Origin of the sequence: Herbaspirillum sp. (assembly GCF_017744395.1) — a bacterium.
Lineage (GTDB): Bacteria > Pseudomonadota > Gammaproteobacteria > Burkholderiales > Burkholderiaceae_D > Herbaspirillum.
Genome location: NZ_JAGIBI010000004.1, coordinates 21,409 through 40,674 on the forward strand (window position 1 = coordinate 21,409; position 19,266 = coordinate 40,674).

At 64.7% G+C, this 19,266-nt stretch carries 14 protein-coding genes; 10 read left to right on the top strand and 4 right to left on the bottom strand.

Annotated features, from left to right (window positions below; translation table 11 throughout):
- Nucleotides 1–36: 36 nt before the first annotated feature.
- The 3 genes from xdhB (at nt 37) to guaD (ending at nt 5,002) form a co-directional block, all read left to right on the top strand.
- Entirely contained in the window at nt 37–2,406 is a 2,370-nt protein-coding gene (gene xdhB, locus J7548_RS12630; RefSeq protein WP_290974961.1) for a xanthine dehydrogenase molybdopterin binding subunit, read from the top strand.
- Nucleotides 2,407–2,416: 10 nt separating this feature from the next.
- The gene (xdhC, locus tag J7548_RS12635; protein ID WP_290974962.1) at nt 2,417–3,496 is read left to right on the top strand and encodes a xanthine dehydrogenase accessory protein XdhC; all 1,080 of its coding nucleotides are present in this window, start codon (nt 2,417–2,419) and stop codon (nt 3,494–3,496) included.
- A 204-nt stretch (nt 3,497–3,700) separates the two neighbouring features.
- Entirely contained in the window at nt 3,701–5,002 is a 1,302-nt protein-coding gene (gene guaD / locus J7548_RS12640) for a guanine deaminase (RefSeq protein WP_290974963.1), read from the top strand.
- Nucleotides 5,003–5,027: 25 nt separating this feature from the next.
- Here the strand turns inward: guaD and J7548_RS12645 are convergent, their stop codons facing one another.
- Both J7548_RS12645 and J7548_RS12650 read right to left on the bottom strand, forming a co-directional pair.
- A complete protein-coding gene (locus tag J7548_RS12645; RefSeq protein ID WP_290974964.1) occupies nt 5,028–6,227 on the bottom strand; it encodes a branched-chain amino acid ABC transporter substrate-binding protein in 1,200 nt (399 codons plus the stop codon).
- 189 nt (nt 6,228–6,416) lie between these two features.
- Complete coding sequence (locus J7548_RS12650; RefSeq protein WP_290974965.1) at nt 6,417–7,019, bottom strand: TetR/AcrR family transcriptional regulator; 603 nt, start codon at nt 7,017–7,019, stop codon at nt 6,417–6,419.
- 244 nt (nt 7,020–7,263) lie between these two features.
- On the opposite strand from J7548_RS12650, the gene J7548_RS12655 reads away from it, so the two are divergent.
- From J7548_RS12655 to J7548_RS12675, 5 genes are all read left to right on the top strand, one after another.
- Entirely contained in the window at nt 7,264–8,760 is a 1,497-nt protein-coding gene (locus J7548_RS12655; protein WP_290974966.1) for an efflux transporter outer membrane subunit, read from the top strand.
- A gap of 5 nt (nt 8,761–8,765) precedes the next feature.
- Complete coding sequence (locus J7548_RS12660) at nt 8,766–10,004, top strand: HlyD family secretion protein (protein WP_290974967.1); 1,239 nt, start codon at nt 8,766–8,768, stop codon at nt 10,002–10,004.
- A gap of 32 nt (nt 10,005–10,036) precedes the next feature.
- Nucleotides 10,037–11,614, top strand: coding sequence for a DHA2 family efflux MFS transporter permease subunit (locus J7548_RS12665; protein ID WP_290974968.1), 1,578 nt, complete (start codon nt 10,037–10,039; stop codon nt 11,612–11,614).
- Nucleotides 11,615–11,990: 376 nt separating this feature from the next.
- Nucleotides 11,991–14,657, top strand: coding sequence for a DNA mismatch repair protein MutS (gene mutS / locus J7548_RS12670; RefSeq protein ID WP_290974969.1), 2,667 nt, complete (start codon nt 11,991–11,993; stop codon nt 14,655–14,657).
- 22 nt (nt 14,658–14,679) lie between these two features.
- Complete coding sequence (locus tag J7548_RS12675; RefSeq protein ID WP_290974970.1) at nt 14,680–15,600, top strand: hypothetical protein; 921 nt, start codon at nt 14,680–14,682, stop codon at nt 15,598–15,600.
- Between the two features lie 88 nt (nt 15,601–15,688).
- Here J7548_RS12675 and J7548_RS12680 read toward each other — a convergent pair whose 3' ends face one another.
- Nucleotides 15,689–16,231: a peptidylprolyl isomerase gene (locus J7548_RS12680; RefSeq protein WP_290974971.1), complete on the bottom strand. Its 543-nt coding sequence runs from the start codon at nt 16,229–16,231 to the stop codon at nt 15,689–15,691.
- 199 nt (nt 16,232–16,430) lie between these two features.
- On the opposite strand from J7548_RS12680, the gene J7548_RS12685 reads away from it, so the two are divergent.
- Complete coding sequence (locus J7548_RS12685) at nt 16,431–17,552, top strand: cupin domain-containing protein (protein ID WP_290974972.1); 1,122 nt, start codon at nt 16,431–16,433, stop codon at nt 17,550–17,552.
- A gap of 326 nt (nt 17,553–17,878) precedes the next feature.
- Nucleotides 17,879–18,127: a hypothetical protein gene (locus J7548_RS12690; RefSeq protein ID WP_290974973.1), complete on the top strand. Its 249-nt coding sequence runs from the start codon at nt 17,879–17,881 to the stop codon at nt 18,125–18,127.
- Nucleotides 18,128–18,469: 342 nt separating this feature from the next.
- Here J7548_RS12690 and J7548_RS12695 read toward each other — a convergent pair whose 3' ends face one another.
- On the bottom strand, nt 18,470–19,255 hold the full coding sequence (locus J7548_RS12695; protein ID WP_290974974.1) for an MBL fold metallo-hydrolase: 786 nt from the start codon (nt 19,253–19,255) through the stop codon (nt 18,470–18,472).
- Nucleotides 19,256–19,266 lie beyond the last annotated feature (11 nt).

The following is a 19,266-nucleotide window of genomic DNA, read 5'->3' on the forward strand; positions in this document are numbered from 1 at the left end:
CGGAAAAATGAGCGAGACAATGAGCAGGAGATAGCAATGAACAAGCAAACTGAAGAATTTATGCCCAAGCTGGCGCTGCCGCCCAAGGGCTGGGCCGAAGTCGGCAAGCCGCATCCGCACGAATCCGCGCTGCTCCACGTGACCGGCGAAGCCACCTACACCGACGACATCGTCGAACTGCAAGGCACGCTGCACGCGGCCTTGGGCCTGTCGCAAAAGGCGCACGCGAAGATCCGCAACATCGACCTGTCCAAGGTCAAGGCCTCGCCCGGCGTGGTGGCGGTGTTCACCGCCGCCGACATCCCCGGCGAGAACCAGTGCGGCGCCATCATCAAGGACGACCCGGTGCTGGCCGACGGCCTGGTGCAGTACGTGGGCCAGCCGGTCTTCATCGTGGTGGCCGACAGCCACGACAACGCCCGCCGCGGCGCCCGCCAGGCGGTGATCGACTACGAGGAACTGGAACCGATCCTGAACCCGCGCGCGGCGCATGCGGCCAAGTCCTACGTGCTGCCGCCGATGCACCTGACGCGCGGCGCGCCGGCCGAAGCCTTGGCCCGTGCACCGCACAAGCTCAAGGGTCAGTTCGACGTCGGCGGCCAGGAGCAGTTCTACCTGGAAGGCCAGATTTCCTACGCCATCCCCAAGGAAGGCCGCGGCATGCACGTCTATTGCTCGACCCAGCACCCCAGCGAGATGCAGCACCACATCGCCCACGTGCTGCACGTGGCCTCGCACGATGTGCTGGTCGAATGCCGCCGCATGGGCGGCGGCTTCGGCGGCAAGGAATCGCAATCGGCACTGTGGGCCTGCGCGGCCGCGGTGGCGGCGGTGCGCCTGCGCCGCCCCATCAAGCTGCGCGCCGACCGCGACGACGACATGATGGTCACCGGCAAGCGCCACTGCTTCGCCTACGACTACGAAATCGGCTATGACGACAACGGCCGCATCACGGCCGCCAAGATCGACATGGTCTCGCGCGCCGGCTTCTCGGCCGACCTGTCCGGCCCGGTCGCTACCCGCGCGGTGTGCCACTTCGACAATGCCTATTACCTGTCGGATGTGGAGATCCATGCCATGTGCGGCAAGACCAACACCCAGTCCAACACCGCCTTCCGCGGCTTCGGCGGCCCGCAGGGAGCGATCGCGATCGAGTACATCATCGACGAGATCGCCCGCAACCTGGGCCGCGATGCGCTGGAAGTGCGCCGCGCCAATTTCTACGGCAGCAGCGACGCCGAAGGCCCCGATGCGCGCAACGTCACCCACTACGGCCAGAAGGTCGAAGACAACGTGATCCATGCGCTGGTCGACGAGTTGGAACGCACCAGCGGCTACCAGGAAAAACGCAAGGCCATCGCCGCATTCAACGCCGCCAACACCGTGCTGAAGAAAGGCCTGGCGCTGACGCCGGTGAAGTTCGGCATTTCCTTCAACGTGCCGCACCTGAACCAGGCCGGCTCGCTGGTGCACGTCTACACCGACGGCTCGGTGCTGGTGAACCACGGCGGCACCGAAATGGGCCAGGGCTTGAATACCAAGGTGGCGCAGGTGGTCGCCAACGCGCTGGGCCTGCCGCTGGAGCGCGTGCGCTGCACCGCCACCGACACCAGCAAGGTGGCCAATACCTCGGCCACCGCCGCCTCCACCGGCAGCGACCTGAACGGCAAGGCGGCGCAGGATGCGGCGCTGCAGATCCGTGCGCGGCTGGCTGAGGTGGCGGCCAAGCACTTCGGCGTGGAGGCGGCCGAGGTGCGCTTCGCCGACGGCCTGGCGATTGCCGGCGAACAATCGATCGCCTTCGCCGACCTGGCGATGCAGGCCTATTTGCAACGCGTGCAGTTGTGGTCCGACGGTTTCTACTCGACGCCCAAGGTGCACTGGAATTCCAAGACCATGAACGGCCATCCGTTCTTCTATTACGCCTACGGCGCGGCGGTGGCCGAAGTGGTGATCGACACGCTGACCGGCGAGTGGAAACTGCTGCAGGCCGACCTGCTGTACGACGCCGGCGAAAGCCTGAACCCCGCCATCGACGTGGGCCAGGTGGAAGGCGGCTTCATCCAGGGCATGGGTTGGCTGACCACCGAGGAATTGTGGTGGAACAAGGACGGCAAGCTGATGACGCACGCGCCCTCCACCTACAAGATCCCGGCGATCTCGGACTGCCCGGCGCAACTGCGCACGGCGCTGTTCAGGAACAGCAACGTGTCCGACACTATCCACCGCTCCAAGGCCACCGGCGAGCCGCCGCTGCTGCTGCCGTTCTCGGTGTTCCTGGCGATCCGCGATGCGGTGTCGGCGGTGGGCGGGCATCGCGTCAACCCGCCGCTGCGCGCGCCGGCCACGTCCGAGGCCATCCTCGACGCGGTCGATGCGGTGCGCGCCGCCACGGTGACGCAATAAAGGAGCATCCATGACGACATGGCTTGCCGCTTTGCGGGAATTGCAGGATGCCGCCACCCCGGCGGTGCTGGTGACGGTGGCCGAGATCCAGGGGTCGACGCCGCGCGAGGCCGGTGCGCGCATGGTCTACACCGCCGACAAGCAGTACGACACCATCGGCGGCGGCCACCTGGAATGGCGCGCGGCGCAGATCGCGCGCGCCATGCTCGAGGACGGCGCCGGGCAGTTGCCGGGGCAGCGCCGCTTGGAACGCATCGCGCTCGGCCCCAGCCTCGGGCAGTGCTGCGGCGGCGTGGTGTTCCTGGCATTCGAACGGGTCGAACCATCCGGCGCCGGCGTATGGAAGGAACTGGAAACGCACTGGCGCAACGGCACCGACATCTGGCGCGCCTTGCCGCTGGACAATGCCGATCCGGTGCAACTGTATGAAACCGACGGCGAGGCCTGCGACCTCAATGCGCCCGACCATGGCTTGCACGCCACGCTGTTCCGCGATGCGCACAAGACTTGCCTGGCGCGCGACGCCCACGGCCGTCGCTGGCTGCTCGACCTGTGCCGGGCGCATCGGCCGCAGGTGGTGCTGTTCGGTGCCGGCCATGTGGGCGCGGCCATCGTCAAGGTGCTGTCCAACCTGCCCTGCCGGGTGCTGTGGGTCGATGAGCGCGAAGACATGTTCCCGGAACAACTCGCGCCGCAGATTACCGTCGAAGCCACCGACGTGCCCAATGCCGCGGTCGACATGGCCGAGCCGGGTGCGTATTATCTCGTCATGACCCACAGCCACGCCCTCGACCAGCAACTGACCGAACGCATCCTGAAAAGGGACGATATCGGCTGGTTCGGCCTGATCGGCTCCTACACCAAGCGCAAGCAGTTCGAACACCGCCTGGCCGAGCGCGGCATCACGCAAGAGCAGTTGAACCGCATGACCTGCCCCATCGGCATCCCCGGCATCTACGGCAAGGAGCCGGCCAGCATCGCCATCGCGGTGGTGGCGCAACTGATGCAATTGTGGGAACTGCGCTTTACGCAGGCCCGCACCCCATCCCCTCCCCCCTTGGCCACACACGCGCTGGACGGCAGAGGCTGAGGAAAACCCTGCCGTCACCCAGAGGCTCCCTCCGGACAAGACGATACCCACCATGCCGGCCCTGCCGGAGCCTCGCCACGATTCCGCTTTAACCCATCAGGAAGGCATTGCTACGCCTGTGCCTTCCAGTATGATGACCATTGAATCGATGCCGCCTGTGCGCTTTCCTTTCCCGCGCACGGCGGCCAGTATTGAGGACACGCCATGAGCACATCCATGCAAGCCTACCGCGCCAGCCTGCTGCATTTCACCAACGACCCCGCCTTCGACGAACGCGCCACGCAATGGCACAGCGACGGCCTGTTGCTGGTCGTTGACGGCAAGATCAAGGCTGCCGGCGACTACGCGCAACTGATCGCTTCCGTCCCCGCCGGAGTGGAAGTACAGGATCATCGCGGCAAGATCATCTGCCCCGGCTTCATCGACACCCACATCCACTACCCGCAGACCGACATCATCGGCTCGCCGGCGCCGGGCCTGCTGCCCTGGCTGAACAACTACACCTTCCCGGCCGAACGCCGCTTCGAAAACCCGGAACACGCCGGCGAAGTGGCCGACTTCTTCCTGGCCGAACTGCTGCGCAACGGCACCACCAGCGCGGCGGTGTATTGCACCGTGCATCCGCAGTCGGTGGATGCCTTCTTCGCCGCCAGCCACCAGCGCAACCTGCGCATGGTGGCCGGCAAGTGCTTGATGGACCGCAACGCCCCCGAGTTCCTGCGCGACACCGCCGAGAGCGGCGTACGCGAGAGCGAGGAACTGATCCAGCGCTGGCACAACAAGGGCCGCCAGCACTACGCCATCACCGTACGTTTCGCGCCGACCTCCACGCATGCGCAGATGAAGCTGGCGGGCGAACTGGCGGCGCAGTATCCGGATGCCTACATCCAGACCCACGTGGCGGAAAATACCGATGAAGTGAAATGGGTGAAGGAACTCTACCCGGATGCCCGCAGCTACCTGGACGTGTACGACCAGTACGGGCTGATGCGCCAGCGCGCGCTGTATGCGCACTGCATCTGGCTGGATGACGAAGACCGCGCGCGCATGGCGGCCACGCAATCGGCGGCCACGGTGTGCCCAACTTCCAACCTGTTTTTGGGCAGCGGCCTGTTCGACTTCGTCAATGCGGACAAGGCGCGCGTGCCGCTGTCTTTGGCCACCGACGTCGGCGGCGGCACCAGCTTCTCGATGCTGCAGACCATGAACGAGCTGTACAAGGTCGGCCGCATGGGCGGCACCTACCTGCCGGCGCAGCGCATGTTCTACCTGGCCACGCTGGGCGGCGCCCGCGCGCTGCAACTGGAAGGCACCATCGGCAACTTCGCGCCGGGCTGCGATGCCGACTTCATCCTGCTCGACCCGCGCGCCACGCCCTTGCTGGCGCGCCGCAGCGCCACCACCGACACGCTGGAGGAACAGTTGTTCGCGCTGGCGATCCTGGGGGACGACCGCGCCATCGCCGCCACCTATTCGGCCGGCAAGCTGGCGCACAGCCGGGGATGATGCGGCACCGGCGCCGCTTGTCGCTTCAGCGGCAAGCCGGCGCCGCGCCGGAGGCGAATTCCTTCAGGGGCGTCCAGCCGGCAGCATCATTGCGGTACAGGGTGTAGAAGTCGTTTTTGGTGTTGCCGTTCTTGTCGAAGGCGATCTGGCCACTCAATCCCTTGTAGCTTTTCTCGTGCAGCTCGGCCAGCAGCTTCGGACCGCCGCCGCCGGCCTGGGTCGCGGCTTCCATCAAGGTATTGGCGGCGTTGTAGGCGTAGCGCGAGAAGCTGCTGGGCGCGCGCTTGAAGCGTTGTTCGAAGCGCTCCCTGAACGCTTTCCAGCCGGGGCAGCCACGCAGGTCGGCATCCGGCTCCAGCGTATAGAGCGATATCCGGCTATCGGCGGGCAGGGACAATTTCTGGTTGACGGCGCCGCCGGTCAGCAGCAGCGCGGCGGACAGCTTCGATCGCCCGATTCCGTTCACGAACGAGACCGCCTGCAGCGAGTTGGCGCTGAACAGGACCAGGTCGGGCTTGCTGGCCTCCAGTCCTTGCAGGGCCGCATTGAAATCCGAGGTCTTGCTGCTGACCATGGCCTGGTAGACCAATTGGGCAGGCTCACGCCGGGCCGCCATTTGCGCCAGGAATTCCTTGGCCAGCGCCTGGCCGAATCCGGAGTTGTTGGCAATCACCGCCACGCGCCGCGCGCCCAGCGTCGTCAGCGCCGATTCCGCCAGGTACAGCGCGGTGCGGTCGCTGCTGCCAAGCAGACGAAAAGCGGTGCTGTAGCCTTTGGCGGTGAACTGCGGAATGGCGGCGGTGAACATCAGTTGCGCAATCGCATGTTCTTCGTAAATATCGGCCACTGCCAGGGCGACCTCGGTGGACCAGTGGCCGACTATGCCAATCACGCCGCTGCGCACGAAATACTGCGCCGAGTAGCGGGCCAAGTGCGCTTCCGAGCGATCGTCCTGTTCCAGCAGGGTGAATTGCATGGCTGGATGGGCGCCGTGTGCCACCGGCGCCTGACGGGCATTATGCTCCTCGATCGCCAGCAAGGCACCGTCGCGCGCGCTCTTCAATATGGGGTTGGACAGTGGCCCGGCAAATCCGATGCCCAGCGGCTGGCTTGCCGCCGCCGGCTGCGCTCCTGACGGATTGGCGGCGCAAGCGGCGCCCGCCGCAACCGCTGTGTATAAGATGACCGCGCCCATGCGCAGCAGATTCCTGGAAAGCTTCAGCAATCTCCCCCTCCCCCGTGCTATTGACCGCAAGTAGCCTTCCCCAGACTATCGCTTTGCCGGTGCTGACTTCTTGTATTGTACGTCGCACCGCCCCCGGCAGAATTCCGGCAAGCAAAAAATGAAAAGGCCGCTGAACACAGCGGCCTCGACAAGTACATGGAACGGGAAAAAACGGGAAAAGCACCCCGCTCAACGTGGCTGGTAAAGGTACAGGAAGGCATCCACCGCACGCTCGGACGCGGCCTGCCGTTGCTCGGCCGATGGCGCAGTCAGCACATTGAGCATGCGCACTTCCACCAGCTCGGCCTCCACCAGGGAACGAAACTGCAGGGCCGCCAGCCAGGAGTCGGCCTTGTGCAGTTTGCCGGCTTCCATCTTCATCGCGAGGAAATCGGCGATACGCAGCCAGCCGCGCTTGGGGCCGCGCTCGTACAGCATGGGGCCGAGATCCGACTTGCCCGCGTAATACATCGCCAGGCGCTTGACGGCGACCACTTCCGGCTTGAGCACGATATCCAGGTAGTGCCGCGCCAAGCGCAGCAAGCCCGGGCGCAAGCCATCTTCGTTATCCAGGGCGGCGAAAGCCTCCTCGAACTGACAGCCGACCTGCTTGAGCATCACCTCGACGAAGATCTCTTCCTTCGACGTGAAATAGTTGTACAGCGTAGCCTTGGAGCCGCCGATGCGGGCCGAGATCTCAGCCATCGAGGCGCCCTCGAAGCCGATCTCGTTAAACACTTCCGCGGCGACATCGATCATCGCCTGGCGGCGCTCTTCACTTTTCTTGCGCATGCCTGTTCCTGGGTTGCGTAGTCGTTGCCGGCTTCCGGCAACTTTCTTCATTGTTACGTCTGCAGAGCCAATCCGCAATTATAAGTGCAGATAGGCGACAAAGCCGCCAAATTCAACGACAAAAACCAAACGTGGCGGACTTGCGATAGATACGAGTTATTTTTCGCAATTTTTCTTGACGCGTCCAAAACCTCAATACTATACTGAACTGTACAGTTTAAAACCATCGTTGTCATCCACGACCATGAACACTTCATCAGATATCCCCGCCCCGCGCGCGGCGACGCAGCGCCTTGCGGCCGCCGGCCTGCTGGCGCTGACGCTGGCCGGTTGCGCCTCTTTCACCGACCTCGGTCCGCGCGCCGAACCCAAGTCCATCGACACCTATCAAAGCAGCCAGATGCTGGCTAGCGCCACGCCGCAGGCAGCCTGGCCGGCCGACCAATGGTGGCGCGCCTATGGCGACGACCAGTTGAGCGCGCTGATCGACGAAGCGCTGCAAGGCGCACCCTCGATGGCGGTGGCCAAGGCGCGCCTGCTCAAGGCCGAAGGCGCGGCGCAGCAGCAAGGCGCGGCGCTGTATCCGAACGTCAGCGCCAATGCTTCGCTGGATCACATGAAGCAGTCCTACAACAATGGCGTCCCGCCCGCCTTCGTGCCGCAGGACTACAACAACGAGACCCGCACCACGCTGGACTTCAGCTACGAGATCGACTTCTGGGGCAAGAACCGCGCCGCGCTGGCCGCCGCCACCTCCGAACTGGAAGCGGCCCGCGCCGATGCCGCCCAGGCCCGCATCACGCTGGCCACCTCGATCGCCTCGGCCTATGCCGAACTGGAACACCTGTACACGCAGCGCGATACCAATAAAGCCGCCTTGAAGGTGCGCGTCGAATCGCTCGACCTGTTCAACCAGCGCTTCGCCAACGGCCTGGAGACGCGCGGCTCGGTCAAGCAGATGGAAGCGCGCCGCGCCATCGCCGAAGCCGACCTCAAGGCCACCGACGAATCGATCGCGCTCCAGCGCAACAAGCTGGCCGCGCTGGCCGGCGCCGGCCCCGACCGCGGCCTGCAACTGGTGCGCCCCAAGGTCGACCTGAGCAAGCCGTTCCAGTTGCCCGACCGGATTCCGGCCAACCTGCTGGGCCGCCGCCCCGACATCGTGGCCGCGCGCCTGCGCGCCGAAGCCGCCGGCAAGCAGATCAAGGTGGCGCGCGCCGCCTTCTATCCCAACGTCAACCTGAAGGCCTACTTCGGCTTCCAGTCGCTGGGCATCGACATGCTGACCAGCCGCGGCTCCGACATCGGCAGCATCGGCCCGGCCATCTCGCTGCCGATCTTCAACGGCGGACGCCTGCGCGGCCAGTTCCGTTCGGCCAGCGCCAGCTATGACGAAGCCGTGGCCAATTACGACCAGGCCGTGACGCAAGCATTGCAAGACGTGGCCGACGTCACCGTCAGCGAGAAGGCGCTGGCCGGCCGGCTGGAAAAAGTCCAGCTCGCCGCCGATGCCTCGGAAGAGGCTTACCGCATCGTCAGCAACCGCTACAACGGCGGGCTGGCCAATTACCTCGACGTGCTCAACGCGCAAGACACGCTGATCGCCAACCTGCGCCAGCTCTCCGACCTGCGCGCGCGCCTGTTCACGCTCGACGTCGCACTGGTGCGCGCCCTCGGCGGCGGCTACAGCGACAACGACGGCGGCACACCCAACACTACCGATACGCAAGCGAAAGGTTAATCATCATGTCCCACAGCGATTCCCAGGCAACCCACACCATGGCTGACGACGCGGCCAAACAGCGTGCCGAAGCGGCCGCCGATGCCGCCGCCAAGCAAAAACGCAAGAAACTGTTCTCCATCTTCGGCGGCGCGGTCGTCATCGCCGGCATCGGCTACGGCGCCTACTGGTACCTGATCGGCTCGCGCTACGTCGAGACCGACAACGCCTACTCCGCCACCGAGATCTCGGTGGTCACGCCGGCCATCAACGGCATCGTCGCCAGCGTCAACGTGGTCGACACGCAAGCCGTCAAGAAGGGCGACGTGCTGGTCGCCATCGACGACGCCGATGCCAAGCTGGCGCTGGCCCAGGCCGAAGCCGACCTGGACCGCACCGAACGCCGCGTCAAGGGCTTCTTCGCCAACGATGCCGGCCTGGCCGCGCAAGTGCTGGCGCGCGAAGCCGAACAGAAGCGCGCGGCGGCCCAACTGCTGTCGGCCCAGGCCGACCTGAAGCGCGCCGAAATCGATTTGCAGCGCCGCGAGGCCTTGTCCAAGTCCGGCTCGGTCTCCGGTGAGGAATTGAGCAATGCGCGCACCGCTCTGCTCAACGCCCAGGCCAACCTGAAGGCGGCCGAAGCCGGCGAAGTGCAGTCGCGCGCCAACGTCAAGGCCACCCTGGGCGCACAAAAGGCCAGCACCGTGCTGACCGCCGACACCACCGTCGACAACAACCCCGAAGTCGTGCTGGCCCGCGCCAAGCGCGACCAGGCCAAGCTGGACCTGGAGCGCACCGTGCTGCGCGCCCCGGTAGACGGCGTGGTGGCGCGCCGCCAGGTGCAGGCCGGCCAGCGCGTGCAGATCGGCGCCAACCTGCTTTCCGTGGTGCCGTTGCAGCAGATGCACGTGGATGCCAACTTCAAGGAAGGCCAACTGACCAAGGTCAAGATCGGCCAGCCGGTGACCATGAAAGCCGACCTCTACGGCGGCTCGGTCGAATACCACGGCGTGGTGGCCGGCCTGTCCGGCGGCACCGGCTCGGCCTTCGCGGTGATCCCGGCGCAGAACGCCACCGGCAACTGGATCAAGGTGGTGCAGCGCCTGCCAGTGCGCATCGCCATCGATCCCAAGGAACTGGCGCAGCGTCCGCTGTCGGTGGGCTTGTCGATGATGGTCGAGATCGATACCCGCGGCCAGATCCAGGCGGGCGATGCCCTGCCCAAGGCTGCGCAAAATGGAACCGACAAGGCCGCCGCGCTGTAAGCGGCGCATGACAAGACAAGCAGAGGTTTTCCATGTCATCCACTGTTAGCGCAGATGCGGGCGTGCCGCCCGCGCCCCAGCCGGCGCCGGGCCTGTTCGAAGCGCCGCTGACCGGCGGCCAGTTGGTCGGCGCCGGCATCCTGCTGGCCGCCGCCAACTTCATCGCGGTGCTCGACACCACCATCGCCAACGTCTCGGTTTCCACCATCGCCGGTTCGCTCGGCGCCTCGACCAGCCAGGGCACCTACGTCATCACCTCCTACGCGGTGGCCGAGGCCATCACGGTGCCGCTCACCGGCTGGCTGGCCAACCGCTTCGGCACGGTGCGCGTGTTCATCCTGTCGATGATCATGTTCGGCCTGTTCTCGGCGCTGTGCGGCTTCGCCAATTCGCTGGGCATGCTGATCGCCTTCCGCGTACTGCAGGGCTTGGCCGGCGGCCCGCTGATGCCGCTCTCGCAAACCCTGCTGCTGCGTATCTTCCCCAAGGAGAAGGCGCCCGCCGCGGTCGGCCTGTGGGCCATGACCACGCTGGTGGCGCCGATCGCCGGCCCGATCCTGGGCGGCGTGCTGTGCGACCAATACAGCTGGCCCTACATCTTCTGGATCAACGTGCCGGTGGCGCTGGTGTGCGGCTATCTCGGCTGGCGCATGCTCAAGCGCTATGAGTCGACCATGGTCAAGCTGCCGATCGACCGCATCGGCCTGATCCTGATGGTGATCTGGGTCGCCGCGCTGCAGCTGATGCTGGACGAAGGCAAGGAAAAGGACTGGTTCGAGTCCACCGAGATCGTGCTGCTGGCCATCGTCGCCGTGGTGTTCTTCGTCGCCTTCCTGATCTGGGAGCTGACCGAGAAGAATCCCATCGTCGACCTGCGGGTGTTCCGCCACCGCGGCTTCACCGCCAGCGTGACCACCATCTGCCTGGCCTTCGGCGCCTTCTTCGGCTCGGTGGTGCTCACGCCCCTGTGGCTGCAGGGCTATATGGGCTACACGGCGACATGGTCCGGCTGCGTCTCGGCGCTGACCGGCATCCTGGCGGTGATGACGGCGCCGGTGGTGGCCAAGATGTCGACCACCATCGACGCCCGCAAGCTGGTGTGCATCGGCGTGGTGTGGCTGGGTCTGATGACGTTCATCCGCGCCTTCAACACCACCGACATGTCGATGTTCCAGATCGGCTGGCCGCTGTTCCTGCAAGGGGTCGGGCTGCCGCTGTTCTTCGTGCCGTTGACCGGCCTGGCGCTGGCCTCTGTGAACGAGGAAGAAACCGCCTCGGCCGCCGGCCTGATGAGTTTCTGCCGCACCATGGCCGGCGCCATCGCCACCTCGATCGTCAACACCAGTTGGGAAAACGACACCACCTACTTCCGCGCCGAACTCTCCGGCCTGGTGGACAAGATGGGCGATGCGGTCAACACCATCACCGCCTCCGGCCTGTCGGCCGACCAGGCCACCGCCTCGCTGTCGCAGACGGTGCAGAACCAGGCGGTGATGCTGGCCACCAACCATATCTTCATGATGGCCGCGATCTCGTTCTCGCTGGCCGCCATGGCGGTGTGGCTGGCGCCCAAGCCGACGCGGGTGGCAGATACCTCGGCGGCGCACTGATTCTTACGGCCCCCTACAGCCCGGGGCCTCCCCCTTCTCCGGGTTGGGCAGGCGGTTGCGTGAGCAGCCGCCTGTTTTTTTGTCTCGACGAAAAGCCGAATAGGATATTTGCAATTTCGCGACGCTTTTCGTCCCCCTTCTCCGGACAATCCGCCCGACTTGGCTGCCCGCCCCCATTGCGCGTACAATCTCCACTCATGCATGCGGACCCAGGTCCGCATTTTTGATTTATGGCATGCCCGGCGCGACGCCATTCGCCAGCGCCCTGCCAGCCTTCCCTGCCGCCGCCATGGGCATTTCCTGCGCCACGGCGCGTCCGGCAAGCGCAATCCCTAATATGCAATGCCCGAGCTTCGGGACCGGAACCAATAGCCTGATGACCAAAGACCTCGCCGCCCATACGCCGATGATGCAGCAATACCTGCGCATCAAGGCCGACCATCCGCAGACCTTGCTGTTCTACCGGATGGGCGACTTCTATGAACTGTTCTTCGACGACGCCGAAAAAGCCTCGCGCCTGATGGGCGTGACGCTGACCCAGCGCGGCTCGTCCAACGGCACGCCGATCAAGATGGCCGGCGTGCCCTTCCACTCGGTCGAGCAATACCTGGCGCGCCTGATCAAGCTGGGCGAGTCGGTGGCGATCTGCGAGCAGATCGGCGATCCTGCCACCAGCAAGGGGCCGGTCGAGCGCAAGGTGGTGCGCGTGGTCACGCCGGGCACGCTGACCGACTCCGACCTTCTGCCGGAAAAGTCCGAGCGCTGCCTGCTGGCCATGCAAATCGCCACCGGCAAAGCGCGCAAGCAGGTGCAGGTCGGCCTGTCGTGGCTGTCGATGGCCAGCGGCGCGTTGAAACTGATGGAATTCACGGTCGATGCCAATGTGCTGGAGACCCGCGTCAAGCAGGAACTGGAGCGCATCTCCCCCGCCGAAATCCTGATCGCCGACGGCCAGCTTGAACAATGCGAGGCGCTGCTGCCAAGCCGCGCCGTTACCGTGCCGGACTGGCACTTCGACCAGCCCAGCAGCGAGAAGGCCCTGCTGGAACAACTGTCGGTGGCCACCTTGGACGGCTTCGGCGCGCAAGGTCTGAGCACGGCCATCGGCGCCGCCGGCGCGCTGCTGCGCTATGCGCAATCGACCCAGGGCCGCGGCTTGCAGCATGTGCGCGCGCTGACCGTGGAGTCGGAAAACGAATTCATCGGCCTGGATGCGGCCACCCGCCGCAACCTGGAACTGACCGAGACCATCCGCGCCCAGGACGCCAGCACGCTGGCGCCGACGCTGTTCTCCACGCTCGACCATTGCCGCACCGCGATGGGCTCGCGCCTGCTGCGCCACTGGCTGCACCACGCGCTGCGCGACCAGAACGTGGCGCGCGCGCGCCATGCCGCCATCAGCGCACTGATGCGCACCGATGCCTGCTCCGGCCTGTCGGCCACGCTGGCGGCGGTGCCCGACATCGAGCGCATCACCACCCGCATCGCCCTGCTGTCGGCACGCCCGCGCGACTTGGCGGGCCTGCGCGCCGGCCTGCAGCAACTCGGCTCGCTACGCGCCTATGTCGACATGTGCGCGCGCGACGCCGATGCGCCGCTGCTGCAGCACTTGCACGAGGCGCTGGCCACGCCGGTGGAATGCGTGGACCTGCTGGAACGCGCCATCATGCTGGAACCGGCCGCGATGGTGCGCGACGGCGGCGTGATCGCGCGCGGCTTTGACGCCGAACTGGACGAGCTGCGCGGCCTGTCGGAAAACGCCGGCCAGTTCCTGCTCGACCTGGAAGCGCGCGAGCGCGCGCGCACCGGCATCGCCAACCTGCGCGTGGAATACAACAAGGTGCACGGCTTCTACATCGAAGTCACCAACGGCCAGAGCGACAAGGTGCCGGACGACTACCGCCGCCGCCAGACGCTGAAGAACGCCGAGCGCTACATCATCCCCGAACTGAAGGCCTTCGAGGACAAGGCGCTGTCGGCGCAGGAACGCTCGCTGTCGCGCGAAAAATTCCTGTACGAGCAGCTACTCAACGACATGGCGCCGCACATCCCCACGCTGCAAGCCATCGCCCATGCGCTGGCCCAGCTCGATACGCTGGTGGCGCTGGCCGACCACGCCGCGCGCAACAACTGGTGCGCGCCGCAGCTGGTGGCGGAGCCTTGCATCCAGATCGAACAGGGCCGCCATCCGGTGGTGGAAAACCAGATCGAGCGCTTCATCGCCAACGACTGCCAACTGGCGGCCGAACGCAAGCTGCTCTTGATCACCGGCCCCAACATGGGCGGTAAATCCACCTTCATGCGCCAGGTGGCGCTGATCACGCTGCTGGCCTACGTGGGCAGCTTCGTGCCGGCCACCAGCGCCGCCATCGGCCCGATCGACCGCATCTTCACCCGCATCGGCGCGGCCGACGACCTGGCCGGCGGGCGTTCGACCTTCATGGTCGAGATGACCGAATCGGCCGCCATCCTCAACAACGCCAGCGAGCATTCGCTGGTGCTGATGGATGAAGTCGGACGCGGCACCTCGACCTTCGACGGCTTGGCGCTGGCCTGGGCCATCGCCAAGCACCTGATCGACGTGACCCGCAGCTTCACGCTGTTCGCCACCCACTATTTCGAGCTGACGCAACTGCCGGAAATCCACCCGACCGCCGCCAACGTCCACTTGTCGGCGGTGGAGCACAAGGACAGCATCGTGTTCCTGCATGCGGTGCAAAGCGGCCCGGCTTCGCAGAGCTACGGCCTGCAGGTGGCGCAACTGGCCGGCGTGCCGGCGCCGGTGATCCGCGCCGCGCGCAAGCATCTCTCGGCACTGGAAAGCCAGTCGGTACAGCCGACGCCGCAATTCGACCTGTTCAATGCGCCGCAATTCGACGAAGCGGACGACGACATCGCCGCACCGTCGCCAGCGGCTGCCGAGCCGGATCCGCAGGCGCAAGCCGTGCTGCAGTCGCTGGGGCAGATCGATCCCGACGCGCTGACCCCGCGCCAGGCGCTGGAAGCGCTGTACCAACTGAAGGAACTGAGCCGGAACCACTGACCCTGCCGGGTAACCGACGACCATGACACGCCTCCTGCTTACCGCCCTGCTCGCCGTTGCCGCCATCGCGGCGCGGCCGGCATGGGCCGCGCAGGACTTCGCCTTCGGCATGATCAGCCATGCGTTCGCCGGCGGCGACGGCGACCAGGCGCTGCGCCAGGCGATTGCGGAGACCGATGCCGACAATCTGGCCTTCGTCGTGGTCAACGGCATCAAATCGCCTTCCGAGCCCTGCGACGATGGGCTGTACAGCCAGCGGCGCGACATCCTCTCGCATGCGCAAAACGGCGTGATCATGTCGCTGGCGGCCAGCGACTGGATCGCCTGCCGCGACCGCCAGCAACGCTCCGACGCCATCGAACGGCTGGCGCGCATGCGTGAACTGTTCTATTCCGGTGAATTCTCTTTCGGCGCCAGCAAGCTGCCGCTGCTGCGCCAGTCGCTTACGGCCAAGTTCCGCAGCTATGCCGAGAACGCGCGCTGGGAAGTCGGCAACGTGCTGTTCGCCACCGTCAACCTGCCGGCCGGCAACAACCACTTCCTGCTCGACGGCGGCCGCAACAGCGAGTTCGAAGACCGCCTGATCGCCAACCGCAACTGGCTGCAGCACCTGTTCGCCTTCGCCGCCCTGAAGAAATCGGCGGCCATCGTCTTTTTCACCGACGGCAATCCCTTCGGGCCGCCGCCTAAGCGCTCCTTTTTCCGCACCCAGCGCGATGGTTTCGCCGAAACGCGCCGCAGCTTTTCCGACCTCGCCGGAAAATTCCGGGGCCGGGTGCTGATCGTCCATGGCGACACCGTCAAGAGCAAGACGCCGCCGCACATCCTGTGGAGCGGCAACCTTGGCAGCGTAGGCACCGGCGAACGCTGGCTGAAGATCGTGGTGGACGAGCACCTTCCGCAATTGTTCGCAGTGGCCGATGCGGATGGCGAACGGCGCTGAATCCGCTTCCCTGATTAAAAACAAAAACGCCCGCAGCAAATGCCGCGGGCGTTTTCATTTGTGAAACCTGAAACGAACCGTCGCCGGATCAGTTCAGCGGGTGGCTGCGGAAATGGTCGCCGTCCTCGCCCTCGTCTTCCTCATGATGGTGATGGTGATGGCCATGCGGGCCGTGCACGTGGCCGTGGGCGACTTCCTCTTCGGAGGCGGCGCGCACTTCGGTCACCGACAATTCGAAGCGCAGCGCGATGCCGGCCAGCGGGTGGTTGCCGTCCAGCACGGCCTTGTCGTCGGCCACTTCGGTGACGGTGAAGATCACCGATTCCGCGCTGTCGTCGTCCGGCGAGCCTTCGAACTGCATACCGACTTCGATCGGCTGCGGCAGGCGCGACAGCGGTTCGATCTTCACCAGGCTGGCGTCGTATTCGCCGAAGGCGTCTTCCGGCTCGACCTGGATGGTGGTGTTGAAACCGGCTTCCTTGCCGTCCAGCGCCTCTTCGATCTTGGGCAGAGTGTTGTGGTAGCCGCCGTGCAGGTAGACCATCGGCTCGCGGCTTTCCTCGATCAGGTTGTTTTGCGCGTCCGACAATTTGTAGTTCACGGAGACTACGGTGTTCTTGGCGATCTTCATCGTATGGGGTCCTTTGCTATCGGTATTGGGTGCGGAAGCGGCCATGCCGTCACGGGCCGGCCGCGCAGTGGGGCCAAAGAGCATTCCCCCTTGCCATTCCCGCGCGGCAAGGACTCTTCTTGGGTTCAAAGAACGATTATACCTGCATCCCCCTCGGACCTTGCGTGGCTTCAATGCGGTGCGCGCCTATAATAGCGCCATGAAAAAACTTGCCTTGCTCGGCGGCCTCACGCCCGCCCAATTCCTGCGTGACTACTGGCACAAGAAGCCGCTGCTGATCCGCCAGGCCATCCCCGGATTCCAGGCGCCGCTGGCGCGCGCCGAACTGTTCGACCTGGCCCGCCGCGACGACGTCGAATCGCGCCTGATCACGCACAACGCCACCGGCTGGGACATGCAGCACGGCCCCGTCTCAAGGCTGCCCGCGCTGAAGCAAAAGGCGTGGACGCTGCTGGTGCAGGGCGTGAACCTGCACCACCCGGATGCCGATGCGCTGCTGCGCCAGTTCCGCTTCATCCCCGACGCCCGCCTGGACGACCTGATGATCAGCTACGCCAGCGACGGCGGTGGCGTCGGCCCGCATTTCGATTCCTACGACGTGTTCCTGCTGCAGGCGCATGGCCAGCGCCGCTGGCGCATCAGCGCGCAGGAAGACCTGTCGCTGGAAGAAGGCGTGCCGCTGAAGATATTGAGCAACTTCCAGCCGGAGGAAGAATTCGTGCTGGAACCGGGCGACATGCTCTACCTGCCGCCGCACTACGCGCATGACGGCACCGCCGTCGGCGAATGCATGACCTATTCCATCGGTTTCCGCGCGCCGGCCTACCAGGAACTGGGCGAGTCCTTCCTCGACTTCATGATGGATACCATCGACCTGCCCGGCCGCTATGCCGACCCGGATCTCAAGCCCAGCGCCAATCCGGCGGAACTGCCGGTCGACATGGTCAGCCGCATCCGCGACGAACTGAACAAGATCCGCTTCACCGACGACGACATCGCCATCTTCCTCGGCCAGCACCTGTCGGAACCCAAACCCAGCGTGTTCTTCGATCAGCCGGCCGAGCAATTGTCGTTTGCCCGCTTTTTCCAGGGCGCGAAAAAACGCGGGCTGGCCTTGCACCGGAAAACGCAAATGCTCTATCGCGGCTCGAACGTGTTCATCAACGGCGAATCGTTCCAGGTCGGGCGCGCCGACAAAACCATCCTCGCCAAACTGGCGAACCATCGCCGCCTCGAAAAATCGGAATTCGAAGACGCCTCGGAAGACCTGCTCGAAGCCCTCCATCAATGGCATGAAAGCGGGTGGCTGGAATTTCTTTGATCGACTTAGGAATCTCGCCAAAACGCATTGGGCGACTTATCCGGCAACGGGCGGAGAACGGCCTGCACAAAGGCCTTCCAGCCGTATGGACTAAAATGTAAGAACTTACAAATTCTTACGAAAAAGAATGATTTCGGTGTGATTCCGGGAAAAAATAGCTATAATGACGGGCTGGAAAGTTTTCGTTGTCCAAGTAAGTTTCGGTAGGAAGAAAGCAGGAACCGAAACGGAACCGCAAGGTTCACAAGTGCGGCGAGAGCCTCCTCTAGAGCGATAATTACCGGTAATTATTCATCGCACAATTTTTAAATATTGAAGGAATATTCATGAAAAAGACTCTGTTGATCGCTTCGTTGTTGGCTGTTGCCCTGGCTGCTTGCGGTAAGAAGGAAGAAGCTCCGGCACCTGCACCCGCTCCTGCTGCTGAAGCTCCGGCCGCTCCTGCTGCTGCTCCGGCCGCTGACGCTGCCAAGCCTGCTGACGCTGCTGCTCCGGCTGCTGACGCTGCCAAGCCGGCTGAAGCCGCTCCTGCTGCTGACGCCGCCAAGCCGGCTGAAGCCGCTCCGGCAAAATAATCATCAGATTATTTTCAAAAAACCGGTCTCACGACCGGTTTTTTTTTCGCCCGTAATTTGTGGCGCTTACATACCCGGCCCTTCGCAAGCTTCAATAGAATGCCCTTGGCGCTGTTTAGAGCGCCTACCCCACACCGCCCCATCACCCGCCCTGACAAATCCCTTACAGGCCTCTCTGCGCGCGTTTAATCCACAGCGCTTTCACATCCCCATTCAATGCGGCCATGAACCTGCCGGTATCAAATCGCAACAAAATGTTTCCAGGACGTTTTCGCAATGCTGACGACAAGCTGACCTGCTCGCCTTTTTCATATTTCGAGGGGAAGTTCTTGGGATAGGTTCTTACACCTCGAGCCAGCCGAATCCCTCGTCCTGGCAAGCGATATCGATGCCGCCGAAACTGCTGCCAAGGACGCTTTCCAGCGCCGCACGGGCCAGTTCGGGGGTATTGTTCTGGCGGCTCAGGTGGGCGCCGACCACGTGCCTGAGGCGACTCTTGTCGAGCAATCGCAGGATTTCGGCACTGGTCTCGTTGGCCAGGTGGCCGTACGCGCCGCCGATGCGGCGTTTGAGGAAAGCCGGATAGGGAGAATTCTCCAGCATGGCGCGATCGTGATTGCACTCGAGGAGCAGCGAATCGCAGGCGCCCAATGCCTGGATCATATGCGAGGTCGATTGCCCGGCGTCGGTCAGTACGCCGAGGCGCCGGTCGCCATCGCCGGCGATGTACTGGATCGGCTCGCGCGCATCATGCGGCACGGTGTAGGGAGTCAGTTCAAGGTCGCCGACCGCGATCTTCTGGCCGTCGGCGCACAGTTGGATGTCGACGTCGGCGGCATGCTCGGCCACCGCCCGGTAGGTGCCGTAACTGAGCCAGACCGGGATGCGGTAGCGGCGCGCGAACTTGAAGACGCCGCTGACATGGTCGGAATGTTCGTGGGTCACGACGATGGCCGACACATCCGACGGGTCGATGCCCAGGCGCAGCATGCGCCTTTCGGTCTCGCGCAAAGCAAAGCCGCAGTCCAGCATCACGGTCGTCCCCGCATTGGGACGATCTGAGCCGGCTGCGGCTGAAATCAGCAGCGCGTTGCCTTCGCTGCCGCTGCCGAGGCTCGCGAACTTCACAGGCGGCCCCG